Genomic DNA, 15,126 nt, shown 5'->3' on the forward strand with positions numbered 1-15,126 from the left:
TCCTCAGCGGCTCGTGACGTCTGGGCGCTCGGGGTCCCGCTGCTCGGGCAGGCGGTGCCCGGCCGGCTTCTCGTCGCGGGCGTGGTGCCCGTCGGGTTCGTCGGTGGGCGTGCGGTGCGCGGCCGGCTCCTCGGCGTGGGCGCGGTGCCCGTCCGGTTCGTCGTGCTGCCCGACGGGGTCCTCGCCGAGCAGGTCGGCGAAGAGCGCGCGGTAGTGGACGACGGCCTGGCGGAGCTCCTCGGTGCTCGCCTCGCCTCGCGAGTTGCGCAGGTGGATGTCGTGGGCGTCGCGGTAGTGCGTCAGCGTGCGGGCGTGCTCGACGGAGAGGTGGGCGATCTGGTCGGAGAAGTCACCGGTCGGGTAGCCCCGCTCGGCGATGAGCCGGGTGACCAGTTCGTCCGCGTCGCCGACGGTCTCCCCGGGGGAGTCGACGAAGCGGACCTGGAGTTCCTCCCAGGCGGCGGCGTACCGGGCGCGGCTCTCGGGAGAGAGGGGGACGAGGGTCAGCTCGGCGTGGCGGCGCTCCCGGTCGCGCAGCTCCCGTTCGGCTGCCGTGCGACTGTCCTGCTCCGCGACGAGCCGGTCGTACTCGGGGCCGAACCGGGACCGCAGGGCCCGGCGGCGGGCGTACGTCCGGCCCGCGACGGCCAGTGCCACGACCACCAGTACGACGACGACTATGACGATTACCTGCGTGGGCGACATGGCTCCTCCTTCGCCCCCGGTATTCCCTCTTCCTGCTGATCGCCAATCCCGATCCGGGGCACTTTCCTCGGCGGCGGTGAAACCTCCCGCTCCGGGCGGTTTCCGGAGGCGGACGTCCGGTCGGGTACCGGCACGAAGAAGCCCCCCAGTCGTGAGCTGGGGGGCTTTGTCGTGTCAGTCGGTCAGTGTCGCTTCGCGTGGCTGACGAACGCCTGCCAGGCCGACGGTTCGAAGGCGAGCACCGGGCCCGCCGGGTCCTTGCTGTCGCGGACGGCCACCACGCCGGGCAGGTTGTCAGCCACCTCGACGCACTCGCCGCCTGCCGAGGTGCTCCGCGTGGACGTCCGCCACCGGGCGTTACTGAGGTCCATGCTGGCTCTCTACTTCCTTTACCAGGGCGACCGACATCGCTTCGGGAAGGGCCGCGCCGCGCACGCCTTCCCACCTGGCCAGCAGCGTAGCCACCTTTTCCTCGGTGCCAACCGCCGCACTGCCGGCCTGGTGGTCGAGACATCCGACCCAGCCGCCGTCCGGCAGCATAGCCAAAGCCAGCGGCCCGTCCAGGCCGATGTACAGGCCGGCGCCCGCCGGGACGACATGAATGTGAACGTAGGGCAGCTCAGCCATGCGCAGCAGGTGGGCGAGCTGCTCCCCCATGATGGCGTCGGCCCGGCGCAGCACGGACTCGTCGATCACGGCGACGACCTGGGGCGGGTGTTCCCTGGTCAGGATCTCCTGCCGCTCCAGCCGGGCGGCCAGGTGTTGCTCGACCTCCTGCTCCGGGCGGGTGTCGACGAGCCGGAACACCGCGCGGGCGTAGTTTTCCGTCTGGAACAGACCCGGGATCAACAGTGGGTTGAAATACCGGAGCTGTTGGGCTTCGCGCTCGGCTTCCAGCCAGGGCTTGAACCACGTCGGCAGGCCGTCCCGTTGCGCCGACCGCAGGAGGGACTCGAAGAGGTCGCCGGTTTCCAGGATCTCGTCGGCTCGCCGGGCGTACGGCAGGTCGATGGCCGGATGCCGGTCTCCACCGCGGACACCGTCGACGCCGAGTAGTTCGCGCGCTTGCCGAACTCCTCCTGGTTCATGCCGACCAGCGTCCGCTGCCTGCGGAGCTGGGCGCGGATCAGATCGGCGTTCTTCTCGCCTTCCACCGGACCTCCAGAGAGCCGTCAAGATCGCCAGCCGTCGCCAGCCGGGGTGTGTGATCCCCAGACCCCCGCCGCGACCTGCGTCGATGCCTTCCGAGGGTAGCGATGTCCTCAGCAGACTGTCACCCATGCGGACCCGCTCCGCCGAGGGGTGAGGTGCGGCGGGTCCTGCCGGGGCCGCCCCGCACCCCCGGGCGGGGCGGCCCCTTCCCACCGTCGAGGAGGTCGATGTGCGTATCAGCTGGTTCCGGTGCCGAGACGAAGAACCGCCGGAGTTGCCGCGACGGGTCCGGGGCCGGAACCTGCCGGCCTGGATGACCGAGCCGACCCAGGCGTACCCGCGGCCCGGCCGCGCCGGCTGGCTGACCCCCGCCCAGCGGTGGCGGGCGAACGGAGGCCGGTGGTGATCTTCGCCCAGCTTCCGCAGCCCCGACTCGGGCCGCACCCCGAGTATCCGCGCTACCGCACCGAGACCCGGCCCCCGCACACCTCGCTGCGGCCGATGTGGGCGTGCCGGTCGTGCGGTCAGCCGTGGCCGTGCGCCGAAGCCCGGCTCCTGCTGAAGGCCGAGTTCGAGGGCAGGCTGCCCAGCCTCTCGATCTATCTCGCCGGCCTGCTCTACGAGGCCATGCACGACCTCTACCACCTCAACCCGCACGACGGGCCGCGCCCGCGCGAGCTGTTCGACCGGTTCGTCGCGTGGGGGCCGTTCCGCAGGTCGGCCGCCGAGGGTCGGAGCTGACCCGCCGCCGGCCGTCCACGGTGGCAACGCGCGCGCCGGGACAGCCGCGAGTCCGCACTGCTGCGGCATGATGGACGGACGGTAGTGCAACCGGCGCTGATTACGTATCCTGCCCAAGGCGTCCGTCGATGACGTCCCGGCGTCACAGCCGGGCGCGCTCCCGTCGGGCGTGCCCGGCCGGTGCCGGCGCCCCCGCAGCCACACCTTCCGGGCGAGGTCTTGAGTGAACACCCGCGACTGGCCGATCCGCTCCAAGCTGACCGCGCTGGTCGTGGTGCCGCTGACCGCGCTGCTCGCGCTCTGGCTCTTCGCCACCACGCTCACCTTCGGACCCGCACTGGACCTGCTCTCCGCCCGGACGCTCCTGTACGACCTCGGCCGGCCCGGTGAGGCGGTCGTGGCGGAGCTGCAACGCGAGCGCCGCCTCTCGGTCGTCCACCTGTCCACCCGACGTGACCTGCCCGGCCTGGCCGAGCAGCGGCAGCGGACCGACCGCGCCATCGCCGAGCTGCGCCGCCGCGTCGCCGGCGAGGACCTGCGCGACGCCGCCGGGGACCTGCTGGACGCCCGGCTGGACCAGCTCGTCGCCGCTCTGGAGGCACTGCCGGCCGGCCGGGAGTTCATCGACCGGCGGGCGGTGGACCGGGCCGGTGCCCTCGGCCTCTACAGTGGCATGATCTCGTCGGCATTCCAGGCGTTCGCGGCGATGGCGGCGCTGCCCGACCCGGAACTCAACCGGCAGGCGCTGGCGGTCACCGCCCTCGGCCGCTCCCGCGAACTGCTCGGTCAGACCGACGCCCTGCTGGCCGGGGTGTTCGTGTCCGGCCGCTTCGCCGAGGGCGAGCACACCCAGATCGTGCAGACCATCGCCAACCAGCGGTTCCTGGTACAGGCCGCGGTGGCCGACCTGCCCGAGGCGGATCGCGCGGCGTACCAGCGGCTGACCGAGCGCGAGGCGTTCGACCGGCTGCGGTCCATGCAGGACGACCTGATCGCCGCGGGGGCGTCCCGGCCGCCGGTCGACGGGAACACGTGGCTGGCCGACTACGACACGGTCCAGCAGTCCCTGCGCGAGTTCGAGCTGGACCAGGCCGACGGCCTCGCCGAACGGTCGGTCCCGACGGCCGTGCGGATCCTGGTGCGACTGGCCGTCGCGGGGGTGCTGGGCCTGGTCGCCGTCGTCGTCTCGCTCGTCGTGGCGTTGCGGGTCGGTCGCTCGCTCGCGTACCGGCTCGCCCGGGTCCGCACCGTGCTGGAGCGGGCGGAGCGCCGGCTGCCCGAGGTGGTGGCGCGGATGCGGCGCGGCGAGGTCGTGGACCTCGCCCGCGAGGCGCCGCACCGGGAGTACGCCGCGGACGAGATCGGCCAGGTGGGGCGGGCGTTCACGTCCGTGCAGCGGACCGCGATCCGGGCCGCCGAGGACGAGGTCAACCTGCGCCGGGGCCTCAACGAGGTGTTCCTCAACATCGCCCGGCGCAGCCAGGGCCTCGTGCACCGGCAGCTCGCCCTGCTCGACCGGATGGAACGGCGCACCGAGGACCCGGACGAGCTGGCCGAGCTGTTCCGCGTCGACCACCTCGCGACCCGGCTGCGCCGGCACGCGGAGGACCTGGTGATCCTCGCCGGCGCGGCGCCGGGCCGCGGGTGGCGCAACCCGGTCGCGATGGTCGACCTGATCCGGGGTGCGATCTCCGAGGTCGAGGCGTACGACCGGGTGGACATCGCCGACGTCCAGCCCGTGGGTGCGGCCGGCCGCGTCGTGGGTGACCTGATCCACCTGCTCGCCGAACTGGTCGAGAACGCGACGGCGTTCTCTCCGCCGGACACCCGGGTCCGGGTCTCCGGACAGCGGGTGCCCAACGGCTACGTCGTGGAGATCACCGATCAGGGGCTCGGCATGCCGACCGAGGCGTTGGAGGACGCCAACCGGCGCCTGGAGTCCTCACCCGAGTTCGACCCGACCCGGACGGCCCGTCTCGGCCTGTTCGTGGTGGCCCGGCTGGCCGCCCGGCACGGGGTACGGGTCCGGCTCCGCCCGTCCGGCGGTGCCGGCCTGACCGCCGTGGTCCTCGTCCCGAACGACCTGGTCACCGAGGAACCGCCGCTGATGCCGGTGGGGGCGCCGCACCCCGCGCCGGACGGGCGGCGGACCGGCCGGCGGGAGACGCTCCCGCGCCCCCGGCGCCCGCGTGCCGCGGCGGCGTCCACGTCCCTGCCCGCCGACCCGCTGCCCGCCGACACCCTGCCCGGCGGCGGCCCTGCTCGGGCCGAGGTGGCCGGTGAGATCGACGGGCTGCCCCGCCGGGTCCGCCGCCGTGGCCCGGTCGCCCCACTGCGTCCCGGCGGCCGGCGGACGGCCGGCGACGTGACGGCCCACGGCGACGCCGGTGTGCCCGACGCGACGGTCACCGCGGCGCCCGGGCACGACGGGAGCGACCCGCCGGCCGACGGCACCGCCCGCGGCGGGTCGGCGCGGACCACCTCGGCGGACGTGGCGGGTCCGGGCGAGACGACCGTCGAGGTTCGCCGGCCGGCGGTGGACGGCCCCACGCTCCGGCAGCCCGCCGTCGGCGGCCCCGCCTGGTGGGCGCCGACGGCCGACCCGACCCCGCGCACGCCGGAGGAGGCGCGCCGGGTCATGTCGGCCCTGCAGGCGGGCACGGCCCGGGGACGGGCCGCCGCCGCGCCCCGGGGCGGTGACGGGGCCACGTCCGCCGCGACACCGGTCACCGTGCCCACGACACCACCCGCCGCGCCGGCCCCAGGCACGGCGCCGGCCCCGTCGGCCGCCGGGCCGGCCCGGTCCGCCGCGCCGGGCGCGGCGCCGGCGGACCCCGAAAACCCGACCGTGACTGAGAGGGACGCGTGATGCTGCAATCGACGAGGCAGAGTGCCGATCTCGACTGGTTGCTCGACGAACTGGTGGAGCGGGTGCCGTCCGCGCGACAGGCGGTGCTCCTCTCCGCGGACGGGCTGCTCCTCGGTGCGTCCGCCGGGCAGGAGCGGGCGGACGCGGAGCACCTCTGCGCGCTGGCCTCCGGTTTCTCCAGCCTGGCGCGGGGCGCGAGCCGGCACGTCGCGGGTGGTCCGGTCCGGCAGACGGTCGTCGAGATGGAGTCGGCGTACCTCTTCGTGACCGCGGCCGGGCAGGGCGCCTGCCTGGCGGTGGTGTGCGACGCGGACGCCGACATCGGGCTGGTGGCGTACGAGATGGCCATGCTGGTCACCCGCGTCGGGGAGAACATGAGCGCCCCGGCCCGGTCCACGGCGGGCACCGGCGATGCGGGCTGAGGGGGGCTCGCCGCACGAGTGGCTGGACGACGACGCCGGCCCGGTGGTGCGCCCCTACACCCTGACCGGCGGTCGCGTCCGGTCCGCCGTCGACGGCTTCGACCTGGTCGCGTACGTGGTGGCCGAGCGGGACGCCGACCCCGCCGCGCACCGGGACCTGCACCCCGAGCACCGGAAGCTGGTGGCGCTGGCCGCCCGCCCGGTGCCGGTGGCCGAACTCGCGGCCGACCTCGACCTCGCCGTCGGGGTGGTCCGCGTGCTGCTCGGCGACCTCGTGGACCGGGGACTGGTGACGGTGCACCAGCCCCCGGCCAACCCGTACCTGCCCGACAACGACATCCTCAAGGCGGTGGTCAGTGGACTCCGTGCGCTCTGACCTGGCGGGAACCGGTACGCGCATCCCGGTCGCGCTGAAGATCCTCATCGCCGGGGGCTTCGGCGCCGGGAAGACGACGCTGGTGAGCGCGTTGAGCGAGGTTCGACCGCTCCAGACCGAGGAGGTGCTGACCGGGGCCGGCATCGGCACCGACGACATCTCGGGCGTGGAGGCGAAGTCCACGACGACGGTGGCGATGGACTTCGGCCGGATCACCATCAACGAGGACCTCCAGGTCTACCTGTTCGGCACACCGGGGCAGGACCGGTTCTGGTTCCTCTGGGACGAGTTGGCCTTCGGGGCGCTCGGCGCGGTGGTGCTCGCCGACACCCGGCGGCTGGCCGACTGCTTCCCGTCGATCGACTACTTCGAACAGCGCGGCATCCCGTTCGTGGTGGGCGTCAACTGCTTCGACGGGGCGCGCCGGTTCGGCCTGCAGACCGTACGCCAGGCGCTGGACCTGGACCCGGACGTGCCGTTGCTGCTCTGCGACGCGCGGGACCGGCAGTCGGGTAAGCAGGTGCTGATCGCGCTCGTCGAGCACGTGGCACGCCAGCGCGGCGAGCCGGTACCGGCGGCCTGAGCCCGCCCCCGGCGGTCGGCCGGCACCGAAATCGGGGTCGACTTCGGGCGTGACGACCCGGCGGACCGGGAAGCCTCTGGTTTGATCGGGAAAGAATCGACGGAGGGCGGACCCGTGACAGGTCAGGGCATGATCGTCCATGTCGGTGGCTACACCGCGGCCAGCGGCGGCCGGGGCAGCGGCATCGTCGCCGCCCGGCGGGATCCGGATTCCGGCGCGCTCACCCCGCTCGGCACCGTCGCGGTCACGCCCTCACCGTCGTTCCTGGCCCGGCACCCCCGCCTGCCCGTGCTGTACGCGGTCAACGAGCTGACCACCGGCGAGATCAGCGCGTTCCGGGTCGCCCCCGACGGCGACCTGAGCCTGCTCGGCACGCGGCCGACGGGCGGGGCCGAGCCGTGCCACCTGGCGGTCGCCCCGGACGGCCGGCACCTCTTCGTGGCCAACTACGGCGGCGGGAGCGTGACGGTGTTCCCGCTCGACGAGCAGGGCATCCCCGGCGAGCGCAGCGACCTGGTACGGCACGAGGGCCACGGCCCGGATCCGGACCGGCAGGAGCAGGCGCACACCCACATGGTCAACCCGGACCGGGACGGCGGCGCGCTGCTCGCGGTCGACCTCGGCACCGACTCGGTCTACCGGTACGACCTTGATGCCGCGACCGGACGGCTGGTGCCCCGGGCGCCGCGGGTGCGGACGCCCGCCGGCGCCGGTCCCCGGCACCTGGCCCGCCACCCGGACGGGCGGCGCTGCTGGCTGGTCGGGGAGCTGGACGGCTCGGTCCTCGCGTACGAGCTGACCGCCGACGGCGCGCTGCACCAGCAGGGCCGAGTGGACGCCAGTGAGCGGCCGGGCCACGTACAGCCGTCCGAGATCGCGGTGGGGCCGGACGGGCGGTTCCTCTACGTCGCCAACCGCGGGGTCGGCACGATCGCGGTCTTCGTCCTCGACGGCGCGCTGCCGCGGCCGGTGGCCGAGGTCGACACCGGCGGGGAGTGGCCCCGGCACTTCGCCCTCACCGGTAAGCACCTGTACGTCGCCGACGAGCGGGCGGACATGATCCGCGTCTTCCGGGTGGACCCGACGAACGGCGTGCCGGCCCCGGTGGGCGAGCCCGTGGTGGTGCCGAGTCCCACGTGCGTTCTACCCTGAGTCGCCGTCCAGGGCAACGGCCCGAGGCTGACTGGTCACACAGTGTCACAAATCTGCGATCAACTGTTGCTTCTGCGTAACTTTCGTCCGAACGGACGTGGCGTTGCTCGCATCGGGTCCGCAAGATGGTCTCCGTGTCAGCAGGCCGCCATCGTATGCGCACGAACATCCATGCCGCCGGAGCCGCAGCAGCGGTCGGCGTACTCGTCGTCACCGCCGGCGGGTACTTCGGCTACCAGCAGCTCGCGTCGCCCGACTGCTCGGGCAAGATCGAGCTCTCGGTCGCCGTGGCGACGGAACTCGCTCCGGCGGTCGACGCCGCCGCGACCGACTGGGAGAAGGAGGGCGCGGCGGTCGGCGGCACCTGTATCGAGGTGAACGTCTCCGCGTCCGACCCGGTCGAGGTGGCCGCCACGGTGGCGGCCAAGCACGGCGCGATCCTCGCCGGCGTGGGGCAGGCCCCGGGCACGGCGGTCAGCCCGGACGTCTGGGTCCCGGACTCCTCCACCTGGCTGCTGCGGCTGAAGACCGGTGGCGCGACCGCCTTCGAGCCGGCGAACGGAAAGTCCATCGCCCGCAGCCCGGTGGTCGTGGCGATGCCCGAGCCGATCGCCTCCCGGCTCGGCTGGCCGCAGAAGGAGCTGACCTGGGCGCAGCTCGTCAGTCAGGTCAACAACTCCAAGCCGCTGAAGGCCGGCATCGTCAACCCGACCCGCGACGCCGCCGGTCTCTCGGGCCTGCTCTCGCTGACCACGGCCGCCGCCGCCACCAGCCAGGACGCCGACAAGGACAGGGTCGCCGCGCTCCGCGCGCTGTCGACGGGCAGTTCCAACCTCCGTCAGGACCTCCTCGCCAAGTTCCCGACCGCGGCGGATCCCACCACGGTGGCCCGCAGCCTCGGTGCCGCGGCGCTGTCCGAGGAGGACGTGATCTCGTACAACAGCAAGAAGCCGGCGGTCCCGCTGGCGGCGCTCTACCTCCAGCCGGCGGCGATGCCGCTGGACTACCCGTACGCGGTGCTGCCCGGCATCGAGCCGGCCAAGGCGGGGGCGGCCCGGGTGCTGTTCGAGGTGCTCACCAACTCCAGTTTCAAGAACCGGCTGGCGCCGCTGTCGCTGCGCGCGCCGGACGGCAACTGGGGTGCCGGGTTCAGCGCCCCGCCGGGCGCGCCGAGCCCGGAGGCCGGCGGCGCGTCGGCCCAGCAGGTCGGTGGCGGCAACGCCGCCGGCGACCTCGATCCCAGGAATGTCGAGCAGGCGGTGACGAGCTGGTCGGTGGCCACCGCGTCCGGCCGGATGCTCTGCGTCATCGACGTCTCCGGCTCGATGAAGGAGAAGGTGGCCAGTGCCAACGGCGCGACCCGCCAGCAGGTGACGGTCGACGCCGCCCGGCGCGGCCTCAGCCTGTTCGACGACCGCTGGGAGATCGGCCTCTGGGAGTTCTCCACGACCCTGGACGGGCCGCGCGACTACCGGAAGCTGGTCGACATCGGCCCGCTGACCAGGCAGCGCGCCCCGCTGGAGCAGGCGCTGGCCCGGATGCGGTCGTCCAACGGCGACACCGGCCTGTTCGACACGGTGCTCGCGGCGTACAAGGCGGTCCAGAGCGACTGGGACCCGGGCCAGGTCAACTCGGTCGTGCTGTTCACCGACGGCAAGAACGACGACGACAACGGCATCAGCCAGCAGCAACTGCTCGCCGAGCTGGAGCGGATCAAGGACCCGGAGCGTCCGGTGCAGGTCGTCCTGATCGGCATCGGCCGGGACGTCAGCAAGGCGGAGCTGAAGTCGATCACCGACATCACCGGCGGTGGGTCGTTCGTGACCGAGGATCCGACCGGTATCAGCACGATCTTCCTGAAGGCCATCGCGCTCCGGAAGACCGGCGCCTGACCGGTTGCTCAGCGACGGGGGCCTGTCGTGGCGGTGAATTCCGTACGACAGGCCCCTTTCCGGCTCCTTGCGGGCCGGGAAAAGTGACGGCAATACGTCCGAAGCAATCGGCCGCCATAATTCTCGGGGCAGGATGTCGTCGTGCTTCGGACGGCGACCGGGTTGTCTCCGGTCCGGCCTGTTACGGCCGGTGACGGTGAAGTGGGGAGGGCCGGTGTCGGCGACGCTGTTGACCCCCGCCCGGGCATCGTCGGCCGCGGGTGGCCCACAGTCCCGGCCCGCGGCACGCACCGCTGAGCGGTCCTACGTCCGTGCGCTGGTGGTCCTCGACACCGCCGTGCTGATCGTCGCCGTCCTGGTGGGGTACGTGGCCCGCTTCGGCGACGAGTTGCCGCGCGGCGCCGAGATCCCGTACGTCGTCGTGGCGCCCGGCCTGGTGCTGGCCTGGCTGATCTCGTTGAAGGCCCTGCGGTGCTACGACGACCGCGTCCTCGGGTACGGCGCCGACGAGTACCGGCGGGTGAGCTCGGCCAGCCTGCGGCTCGCCGGCGGTATCGCGATCGCCGGCTACATCTTCGACGTCGGTGTCTCGCGCGGGTTCCTCGGCATCTCCGCGGCGGTCGGCACGCTCGGGCTCGAGGTGGCCCGGTTCGCCGCCCGCAAGAGCCTGCACCGGGCCCGCTCGCGGGGCAGCGGCTGGTCCCGGAAGGTGCTCGTGGTCGGCGACACCGCACACGTGCTGGAACTGGTGCACACACTGCGCCGCGAGCCGTACGCGGGCTACCAGGTGGTCGGAGCATGCATCCCGGACGCGCTGCTCGCCCCGGTCCCGCAGCGGCTGGGCGACGTCCCGGTGGTCGGCTCGTTCCGGGGGATCCCGGAGGCCGCCACCGCCATCGGTGCGGACACCGTGGCCGTCACCGCCTCGGGAGAGCTGACCGCCACCCGGCTGCGCCGGCTCGGCTGGCAGTTGGAGGGCACCGGCGTGGACCTGGTGGTGGCCCCGGCGCTGACCGACGTCGCCGGCCCCCGCATCCACACCCGGCCGGTGGCGGGCCTGCCGCTGATCCACGTCGAGGCGCCCGAGTTCCGGGGCGCCCGCAAGCTCGTCAAGGGCTTCGTCGACCGCTCCGCCGCGTTCCTCGCGCTGGCGATGCTGCTGCCGCTGCTGGCGGTCATCGCGGCCGCCATCCGGCTGGACAGCCCCGGGCCCGTCCTGTTCCGGCAGACCCGGGTGGGGCAGGGGGGCCGGGAGTTCGGCGTCTGGAAGTTCCGCACGATGGTGGTGAACGCGGACGCCCTGCTGACGGAGCTGTCCACCCGCAACGAGACCGACGGCCTGATGTTCAAGATGCGCGACGACCCGCGGGTGACCCGGATCGGCCGGCTGCTGCGCAAGTGGTCGCTGGACGAGCTGCCCCAGCTCGTCAACGTCCTGCTCGGCCAGATGAGCCTGGTCGGCCCGCGCCCGCCGCTGCCGTCGGAGGTCGCCCGGTACGACGGCGACGTGGCCCGCCGCCTGCTGGTCAAGCCCGGCATGACCGGTCTGTGGCAGGTCAGCGGCCGGTCCGACCTGAGCTGGGAGGACGGGATCCGGCTCGACCTCTACTACGTGGAGAACTGGTCGCTCGCGGCCGACCTGACGATCCTGTGGAAAACCTTCGGCGCGGTGATCAACAGCCGCGGCGCGTACTGACGCCGAGTCAGATCCGGGGTCCGGTCCAGTCCAGGCACACCACCACCGCGTCGTCCACCAGGTCGCCGGCGACGAAGGCGCGCAGGTCGCCGATGAGCGAGCGGACGGCGTCCAACGGCTGCATCGGTCCGGTGCGCCGCAGGAAGCGGTCCAGGGCCGTCTCGCCGTACCGGATGTCGTGGCCGGTCGCCTCGACCACGCCGTCGCTGACCACGAAGAGCCGGTCGCCCCGGCGCAGCGCGAAGCGCTGCTCCCGGTAGTCGGTGTCCTCGAACATGCCCAGCGGGAACTGCTTGTCCAGCGGCTGGTCGTGGACCTCGCCGTCGCGCAGCAGCAGCAGGCGGGGTGACCCGGCGTCGACCACCGTCATCACCCCGGAGCGCAGGTCGAGTTCCATCAGGAGCACGGCAAGGTGCCGCTCGCCGCGGTGCACCTCGTACACGGCCTGGTCGGCGAGGGCCGCCTGGTCGGCCAGGGACAGGCCGGCCCGCCGCGCGTTGCGCAGGGCGAACGTGGCCAGCGACGTCAGCAGCGACGCCGCCACCCCCGTGCCCGACCCGTTGATCGTGGCCAGCCACAGGCGGTCGCCGTCGTCGGACCAGTCGAAGCTGTCGCCGCGCACCGCGTACGCCGGCTCCAGCTGCCCCGCCAGGCTGAAGGTGGAGCGGACGCGGCTGCGGCCCGGCAGGAGCTCCCACTGCATCTCGGCGGCGAGCGTGAGGCGCCGGCTGCGCCGGGCGACCCGGTACACGTCGGTGCCTTCGGTGACGGCGGAGATCTCGTGCGACAGCGCCGTGGCGATCTCCGCCAGCTCGGCGAGTACGGCACCGTCGTCCGGCGCCGGGGCCACCCGCAGCACCCCGCGCCGCTCGCCCCGCATGGAGACCGGCAGGTACGCGTGGCCGTCGGCGACGATGGGGACCTGGTGGTCGAAGCAGCGCCACGCCGGGTGACCCGGAGCGGTGACCGGCTCACCCTCGGCCAGCGGCATCAGCACCGACATGCGGTAGTCGACCTGGAGCAGCTCCACCCGCTCGATGCCGTACGCCTGACCCATGACCTCGGTGATGCCCTTCAGCAGGAGGTCGGCCGGGGCCTGAATGAGCACGCTTCGTGCCCGGTCGACCGGTTCGCTCATCACCGCTCCTTGATCACAGGCCCGCTTATCGCCGAAGGCGGAGTACGCTCGGGCGCACCATGGTCGAAGTACAGGGTCCGCCGGGACCACAGACGAGTATGGCTGCCGAGGTCGACGCCGCGGCGAAAGCCCTGCTGACCGTCTGGGAGACGGCGCGGGAGAGCACGACCAGCCGGGTCTCCGGAGCGCAGCTCCGGGTGGTCATGGTGGTGGAGCAGCACGACGGGATCAACCTGCGCAGGTTGGCGAACCGTCTCGGCATGCTGCTCTCCTCGGCCAGCCGGCTCTGCGACCGGCTGGTGGCGGCCGGGATGCTCGAACGCGAGCCGGGCCGCCTCGACCGGCGGGAGATCTCGCTGCACCTGACGGTGGAGTCCCGCCGCCTCCTCACCGAGCTCCGCGAGCACCGGCGGCGCCAGTTGACCGAGATCCTCGCCGGGATGAGCGAGGAGGGCCGGGAGGCCCTGCTGCGGGGCCTGCGCGAGTTCGACGAGGCGGCGCGCCGGCAGGACGAGTCGATCGCGTACGCCGAACCGCCGGGTCCCTGGCCCGCCGCGGACGTCGAGCCGCCGCCGGCCGAGTGGACGGCAGGAGAGCCGCCGGCGGCCCGGACGGCCTGAGCGGCGGCCTGAGCCGCCGTCTGCCGCCCGGTGGCGCCGCCGGGGGTGCGGGTGGTGGACCTGCCGGGTCAACCGGGCGACGCGCACACGGCGAGCATCGCGATGTCGTCCTGACGCTGGCCGCCCGCCCACTCGTCGACGAGTTGGAGCAGCCGGTCGACCAGCGCGGCGGGGGGCAGGCCGGCGGCGGCGGCGAGCGCGCGGCCCAGCCGGCCCTCGCCGAACATCTCGGCGTCGCGGGGCCCGCCGCGCGCCTCGGTCACCCCGTCGCTGTACGCGAGGAGCAGCTCGCCGGGGGCCAGCCGGACGGTGGCCTGACCGAAGCGGGCGGCGGCGAGCGCACCTACCGGCATCCCGCCGACCGGGACCGGCTCGACGGTGCCGTCCGGCCGTACCAGTAGCGGGGAGGGGTGCCCACCGCCGGCGATCGTGGTCCGTAGCCCGCCGTCCGGTTCCCGGTCGAGCGTGCCGAGCAGCAGCGTGGTGAACTGGCTTCGGCGGGCCGCGTCCGGGGTGTCGAGCAGCGCCCGGTCGAGCAGCCGGATGAGCTCCAGCGGGCGCTGTTCGACCAGACGGAGGGTCTGGAGGGACTGGCGGACCCGGCCGGTGAGGACGGCCGCGCCGACGCCCTTGCCGCACGCGTCGCCGAGGGTGAACATGGCGCCCCGGGCGGTCGGGAAGACCTCGTAGAAGTCGCCGCCGATCCGCAGGGTGTCCCCGGCGGCGCGGTATCCGCCGGCGAGGGCGATGCCCGGTACGGCGGGCAGTTCGGGCGGGCGCAGGCTGGCCTGCAGCACGCGTGCCAGGTGCGCCTGTTCCCCGTACAGGTCGGCGGTGGCGAGGGCGGCGCCGGCCCGGGCGGCGAACTCCCGGGCGACCTCGACGTCGCGCGCGTCGAACGTGGTGGCCCGGCGGACCAGCACCAGCGCCCCGGCGGGACGGCCGGCGGCGAGCATCGGGCTGACCAGCACCGTGCGGGGCCGGCCGAATCCGGCCGGGAGCAGGTCGGCCAGGTCGGCCACGTCGGCGTGGGGCCAGGGGCTCGGGTCGGTGGCCGCACCGGCGAACGCCTCCCGGAGGCCGGGCAGGGCGCTCGTCACGGCCCAGGGGGGCGACGCCGGTGACCGGGGCGGGGTCGCCGTCGGCGTACCGCAGCCAGTGCGGCAGCAGGTTCTCCGCCGGCGTGGGCGGCCGGTGCACGACCAGCGCCAGGTCGGCGAGGTAGGGAACGGCGATCGTGGCCGCGGTGCGTAACGCGTGGTCCCGGTGCAGCGACAGCCCGAGACGGCTGCCGGCCCGGGCGAGGAACGCCGTCCGCGACCGTTCCGCCAGCAGGGCTGCGGTCCGCGCGTACTCGTCGGTGACGTCCCGTACGTACCAGGCGTACCGGCCGCCGGTGAGGCACCGCCGCACCGCCCGCAGCCGCCGGCCGCGATGCTCGGCGTCGAACGTCTCCGCCGCGGCGAGCACGGGCAGGACGCCGGCGGCCAGGTCGGTGCCCGGGACGATCTCTGGCAGCAGCTCCGCCGTCCTGCCGTTGACGAACGTCACGACCCCGGTGTCGTCGGCCGTCACCACGGCGTCCGTGAGCCCGTCCAGCAGCTCCCGGGCCAGTCCGGAGTCGGTCGGCAGGGAGATCCCGGGGGAGCGCGGAGCGTCGTGGCGGGCGGTCCGCCCGCGGGTGCCGACCGGGCCGGTGACGCCCCCACGCGGGGGCCTGGTCACCGTGCGGCGCCGGGCGCCCGGGTCCGTCGACCTGTGCGCATGCTGGTCGTGCACT

The 15,126-nt window shown here is 73.9% G+C and carries 13 protein-coding genes and 1 pseudogene; 9 read left to right on the forward strand and 5 right to left on the reverse strand.

The features are described from left to right. Nucleotides 1-3: 3 nt before the first annotated feature. The 3 genes and pseudogenes from HCJ94_RS13845 to HCJ94_RS13855 all read right to left on the reverse strand — a co-directional run bounded on the left by HCJ94_RS13845 (nt 4) and on the right by HCJ94_RS13855 (nt 1,859). Nucleotides 4-705 (reverse strand): hypothetical protein, encoded by a 702-nt coding sequence (locus HCJ94_RS13845; protein ID WP_240944211.1) that lies wholly within the window; start codon nt 703-705, stop codon nt 4-6. A gap of 182 nt (nt 706-887) precedes the next feature. Next, a complete protein-coding gene (locus HCJ94_RS13850) occupies nt 888-1,076 on the reverse strand; it encodes a DUF397 domain-containing protein (protein WP_168001425.1) in 189 nt (62 codons plus the stop codon). Continuing rightward, nucleotides 1,063-1,859, reverse strand: a pseudogene (locus HCJ94_RS13855) (helix-turn-helix domain-containing protein). The gene HCJ94_RS13850 and the pseudogene HCJ94_RS13855 overlap by 14 nt, the downstream one beginning before the upstream one ends. 400 nt (nt 1,860-2,259) lie before the next feature. Between HCJ94_RS13855 and HCJ94_RS13860 the strand changes: the two are divergent. From HCJ94_RS13860 to HCJ94_RS13895, 8 genes are all read left to right on the forward strand, one after another. Continuing rightward, nucleotides 2,260-2,598, forward strand: a complete 339-nt coding sequence (locus tag HCJ94_RS13860; protein ID WP_168001426.1) for a hypothetical protein — start codon at nt 2,260-2,262, stop codon at nt 2,596-2,598. Nucleotides 2,599-2,821: 223 nt separating this feature from the next. After that, complete coding sequence (locus HCJ94_RS13865) at nt 2,822-5,467, forward strand: sensor histidine kinase (protein ID WP_168001427.1); 2,646 nt, start codon at nt 2,822-2,824, stop codon at nt 5,465-5,467. Continuing rightward, a complete protein-coding gene (locus HCJ94_RS13870) occupies nt 5,464-5,889 on the forward strand; it encodes a roadblock/LC7 domain-containing protein (RefSeq protein WP_309227269.1) in 426 nt (141 codons plus the stop codon). The genes HCJ94_RS13865 and HCJ94_RS13870 overlap by 4 nt, the downstream gene beginning before the upstream one ends. Then, a complete protein-coding gene (locus tag HCJ94_RS13875) occupies nt 5,879-6,265 on the forward strand; it encodes a DUF742 domain-containing protein (RefSeq protein WP_168001429.1) in 387 nt (128 codons plus the stop codon). The genes HCJ94_RS13870 and HCJ94_RS13875 overlap by 11 nt, the downstream gene beginning before the upstream one ends. Continuing rightward, nucleotides 6,246-6,848, forward strand: coding sequence for a GTP-binding protein (locus tag HCJ94_RS13880; protein ID WP_168001430.1), 603 nt, complete (start codon nt 6,246-6,248; stop codon nt 6,846-6,848). The genes HCJ94_RS13875 and HCJ94_RS13880 overlap by 20 nt, the downstream gene beginning before the upstream one ends. Before the next feature lie 114 nt (nt 6,849-6,962). Beyond that, nucleotides 6,963-8,000 (forward strand): lactonase family protein, encoded by a 1,038-nt coding sequence (locus tag HCJ94_RS13885; RefSeq protein ID WP_309227270.1) that lies wholly within the window; start codon nt 6,963-6,965, stop codon nt 7,998-8,000. 134 nt (nt 8,001-8,134) lie between these two features. Then, nucleotides 8,135-9,892, forward strand: coding sequence for a substrate-binding domain-containing protein (locus tag HCJ94_RS13890; protein WP_168001432.1), 1,758 nt, complete (start codon nt 8,135-8,137; stop codon nt 9,890-9,892). Between the two features lie 214 nt (nt 9,893-10,106). Beyond that, nucleotides 10,107-11,588, forward strand: coding sequence for a sugar transferase (locus HCJ94_RS13895; RefSeq protein ID WP_168001433.1), 1,482 nt, complete (start codon nt 10,107-10,109; stop codon nt 11,586-11,588). Between the two features lie 7 nt (nt 11,589-11,595). On the opposite strand, the gene HCJ94_RS13900 is transcribed toward HCJ94_RS13895, so the two are convergent. Beyond that, nucleotides 11,596-12,726, reverse strand: a complete 1,131-nt coding sequence (locus HCJ94_RS13900) for a PP2C family protein-serine/threonine phosphatase (RefSeq protein ID WP_168001434.1) — start codon at nt 12,724-12,726, stop codon at nt 11,596-11,598. Nucleotides 12,727-12,824: 98 nt separating this feature from the next. On the opposite strand from HCJ94_RS13900, the gene HCJ94_RS13905 reads away from it, so the two are divergent. Further along, nucleotides 12,825-13,346 carry a MarR family winged helix-turn-helix transcriptional regulator gene (locus HCJ94_RS13905; protein WP_168001435.1) on the forward strand — a complete coding sequence of 174 codons (522 nt, stop codon included), beginning with the start codon at nt 12,825-12,827 and terminating at the stop codon, nt 13,344-13,346. Nucleotides 13,347-13,414: 68 nt separating this feature from the next. Here the strand turns inward: HCJ94_RS13905 and HCJ94_RS31185 are convergent, their stop codons facing one another. Further along, complete coding sequence (locus tag HCJ94_RS31185; RefSeq protein WP_309227271.1) at nt 13,415-14,446, reverse strand: PP2C family protein-serine/threonine phosphatase; 1,032 nt, start codon at nt 14,444-14,446, stop codon at nt 13,415-13,417. Nucleotides 14,447-15,126: the final 680 nt, after the last annotated feature.

The organism is Micromonospora thermarum (assembly GCF_012034245.1).
In the GTDB taxonomy this organism is placed as follows: Bacteria; Actinomycetota; Actinomycetes; order Mycobacteriales; family Micromonosporaceae; genus Micromonospora; species Micromonospora thermarum.

Bases quoted from the DNA above. Each gene is read 5' to 3' on its own strand.
- HCJ94_RS13845 (WP_240944211.1), bottom strand. From the start codon at position 705: ATGTCGCCCACGCAGGTAATCGTCATAGTCGTCGTCGTACTGGTGGTC.
- HCJ94_RS13850 (WP_168001425.1), bottom strand. From the start codon at position 1,076: ATGGACCTCAGTAACGCCCGGTGGCGGACGTCCACGCGGAGCACCTCG.
- HCJ94_RS13875 (WP_168001429.1), top strand. From the start codon at position 5,879: ATGCGGGCTGAGGGGGGCTCGCCGCACGAGTGGCTGGACGACGACGCC.
- HCJ94_RS13900 (WP_168001434.1), bottom strand. From the start codon at position 12,726: ATGAGCGAACCGGTCGACCGGGCACGAAGCGTGCTCATTCAGGCCCCG.
- HCJ94_RS13905 (WP_168001435.1), top strand. From the start codon at position 12,825: ATGGCTGCCGAGGTCGACGCCGCGGCGAAAGCCCTGCTGACCGTCTGG.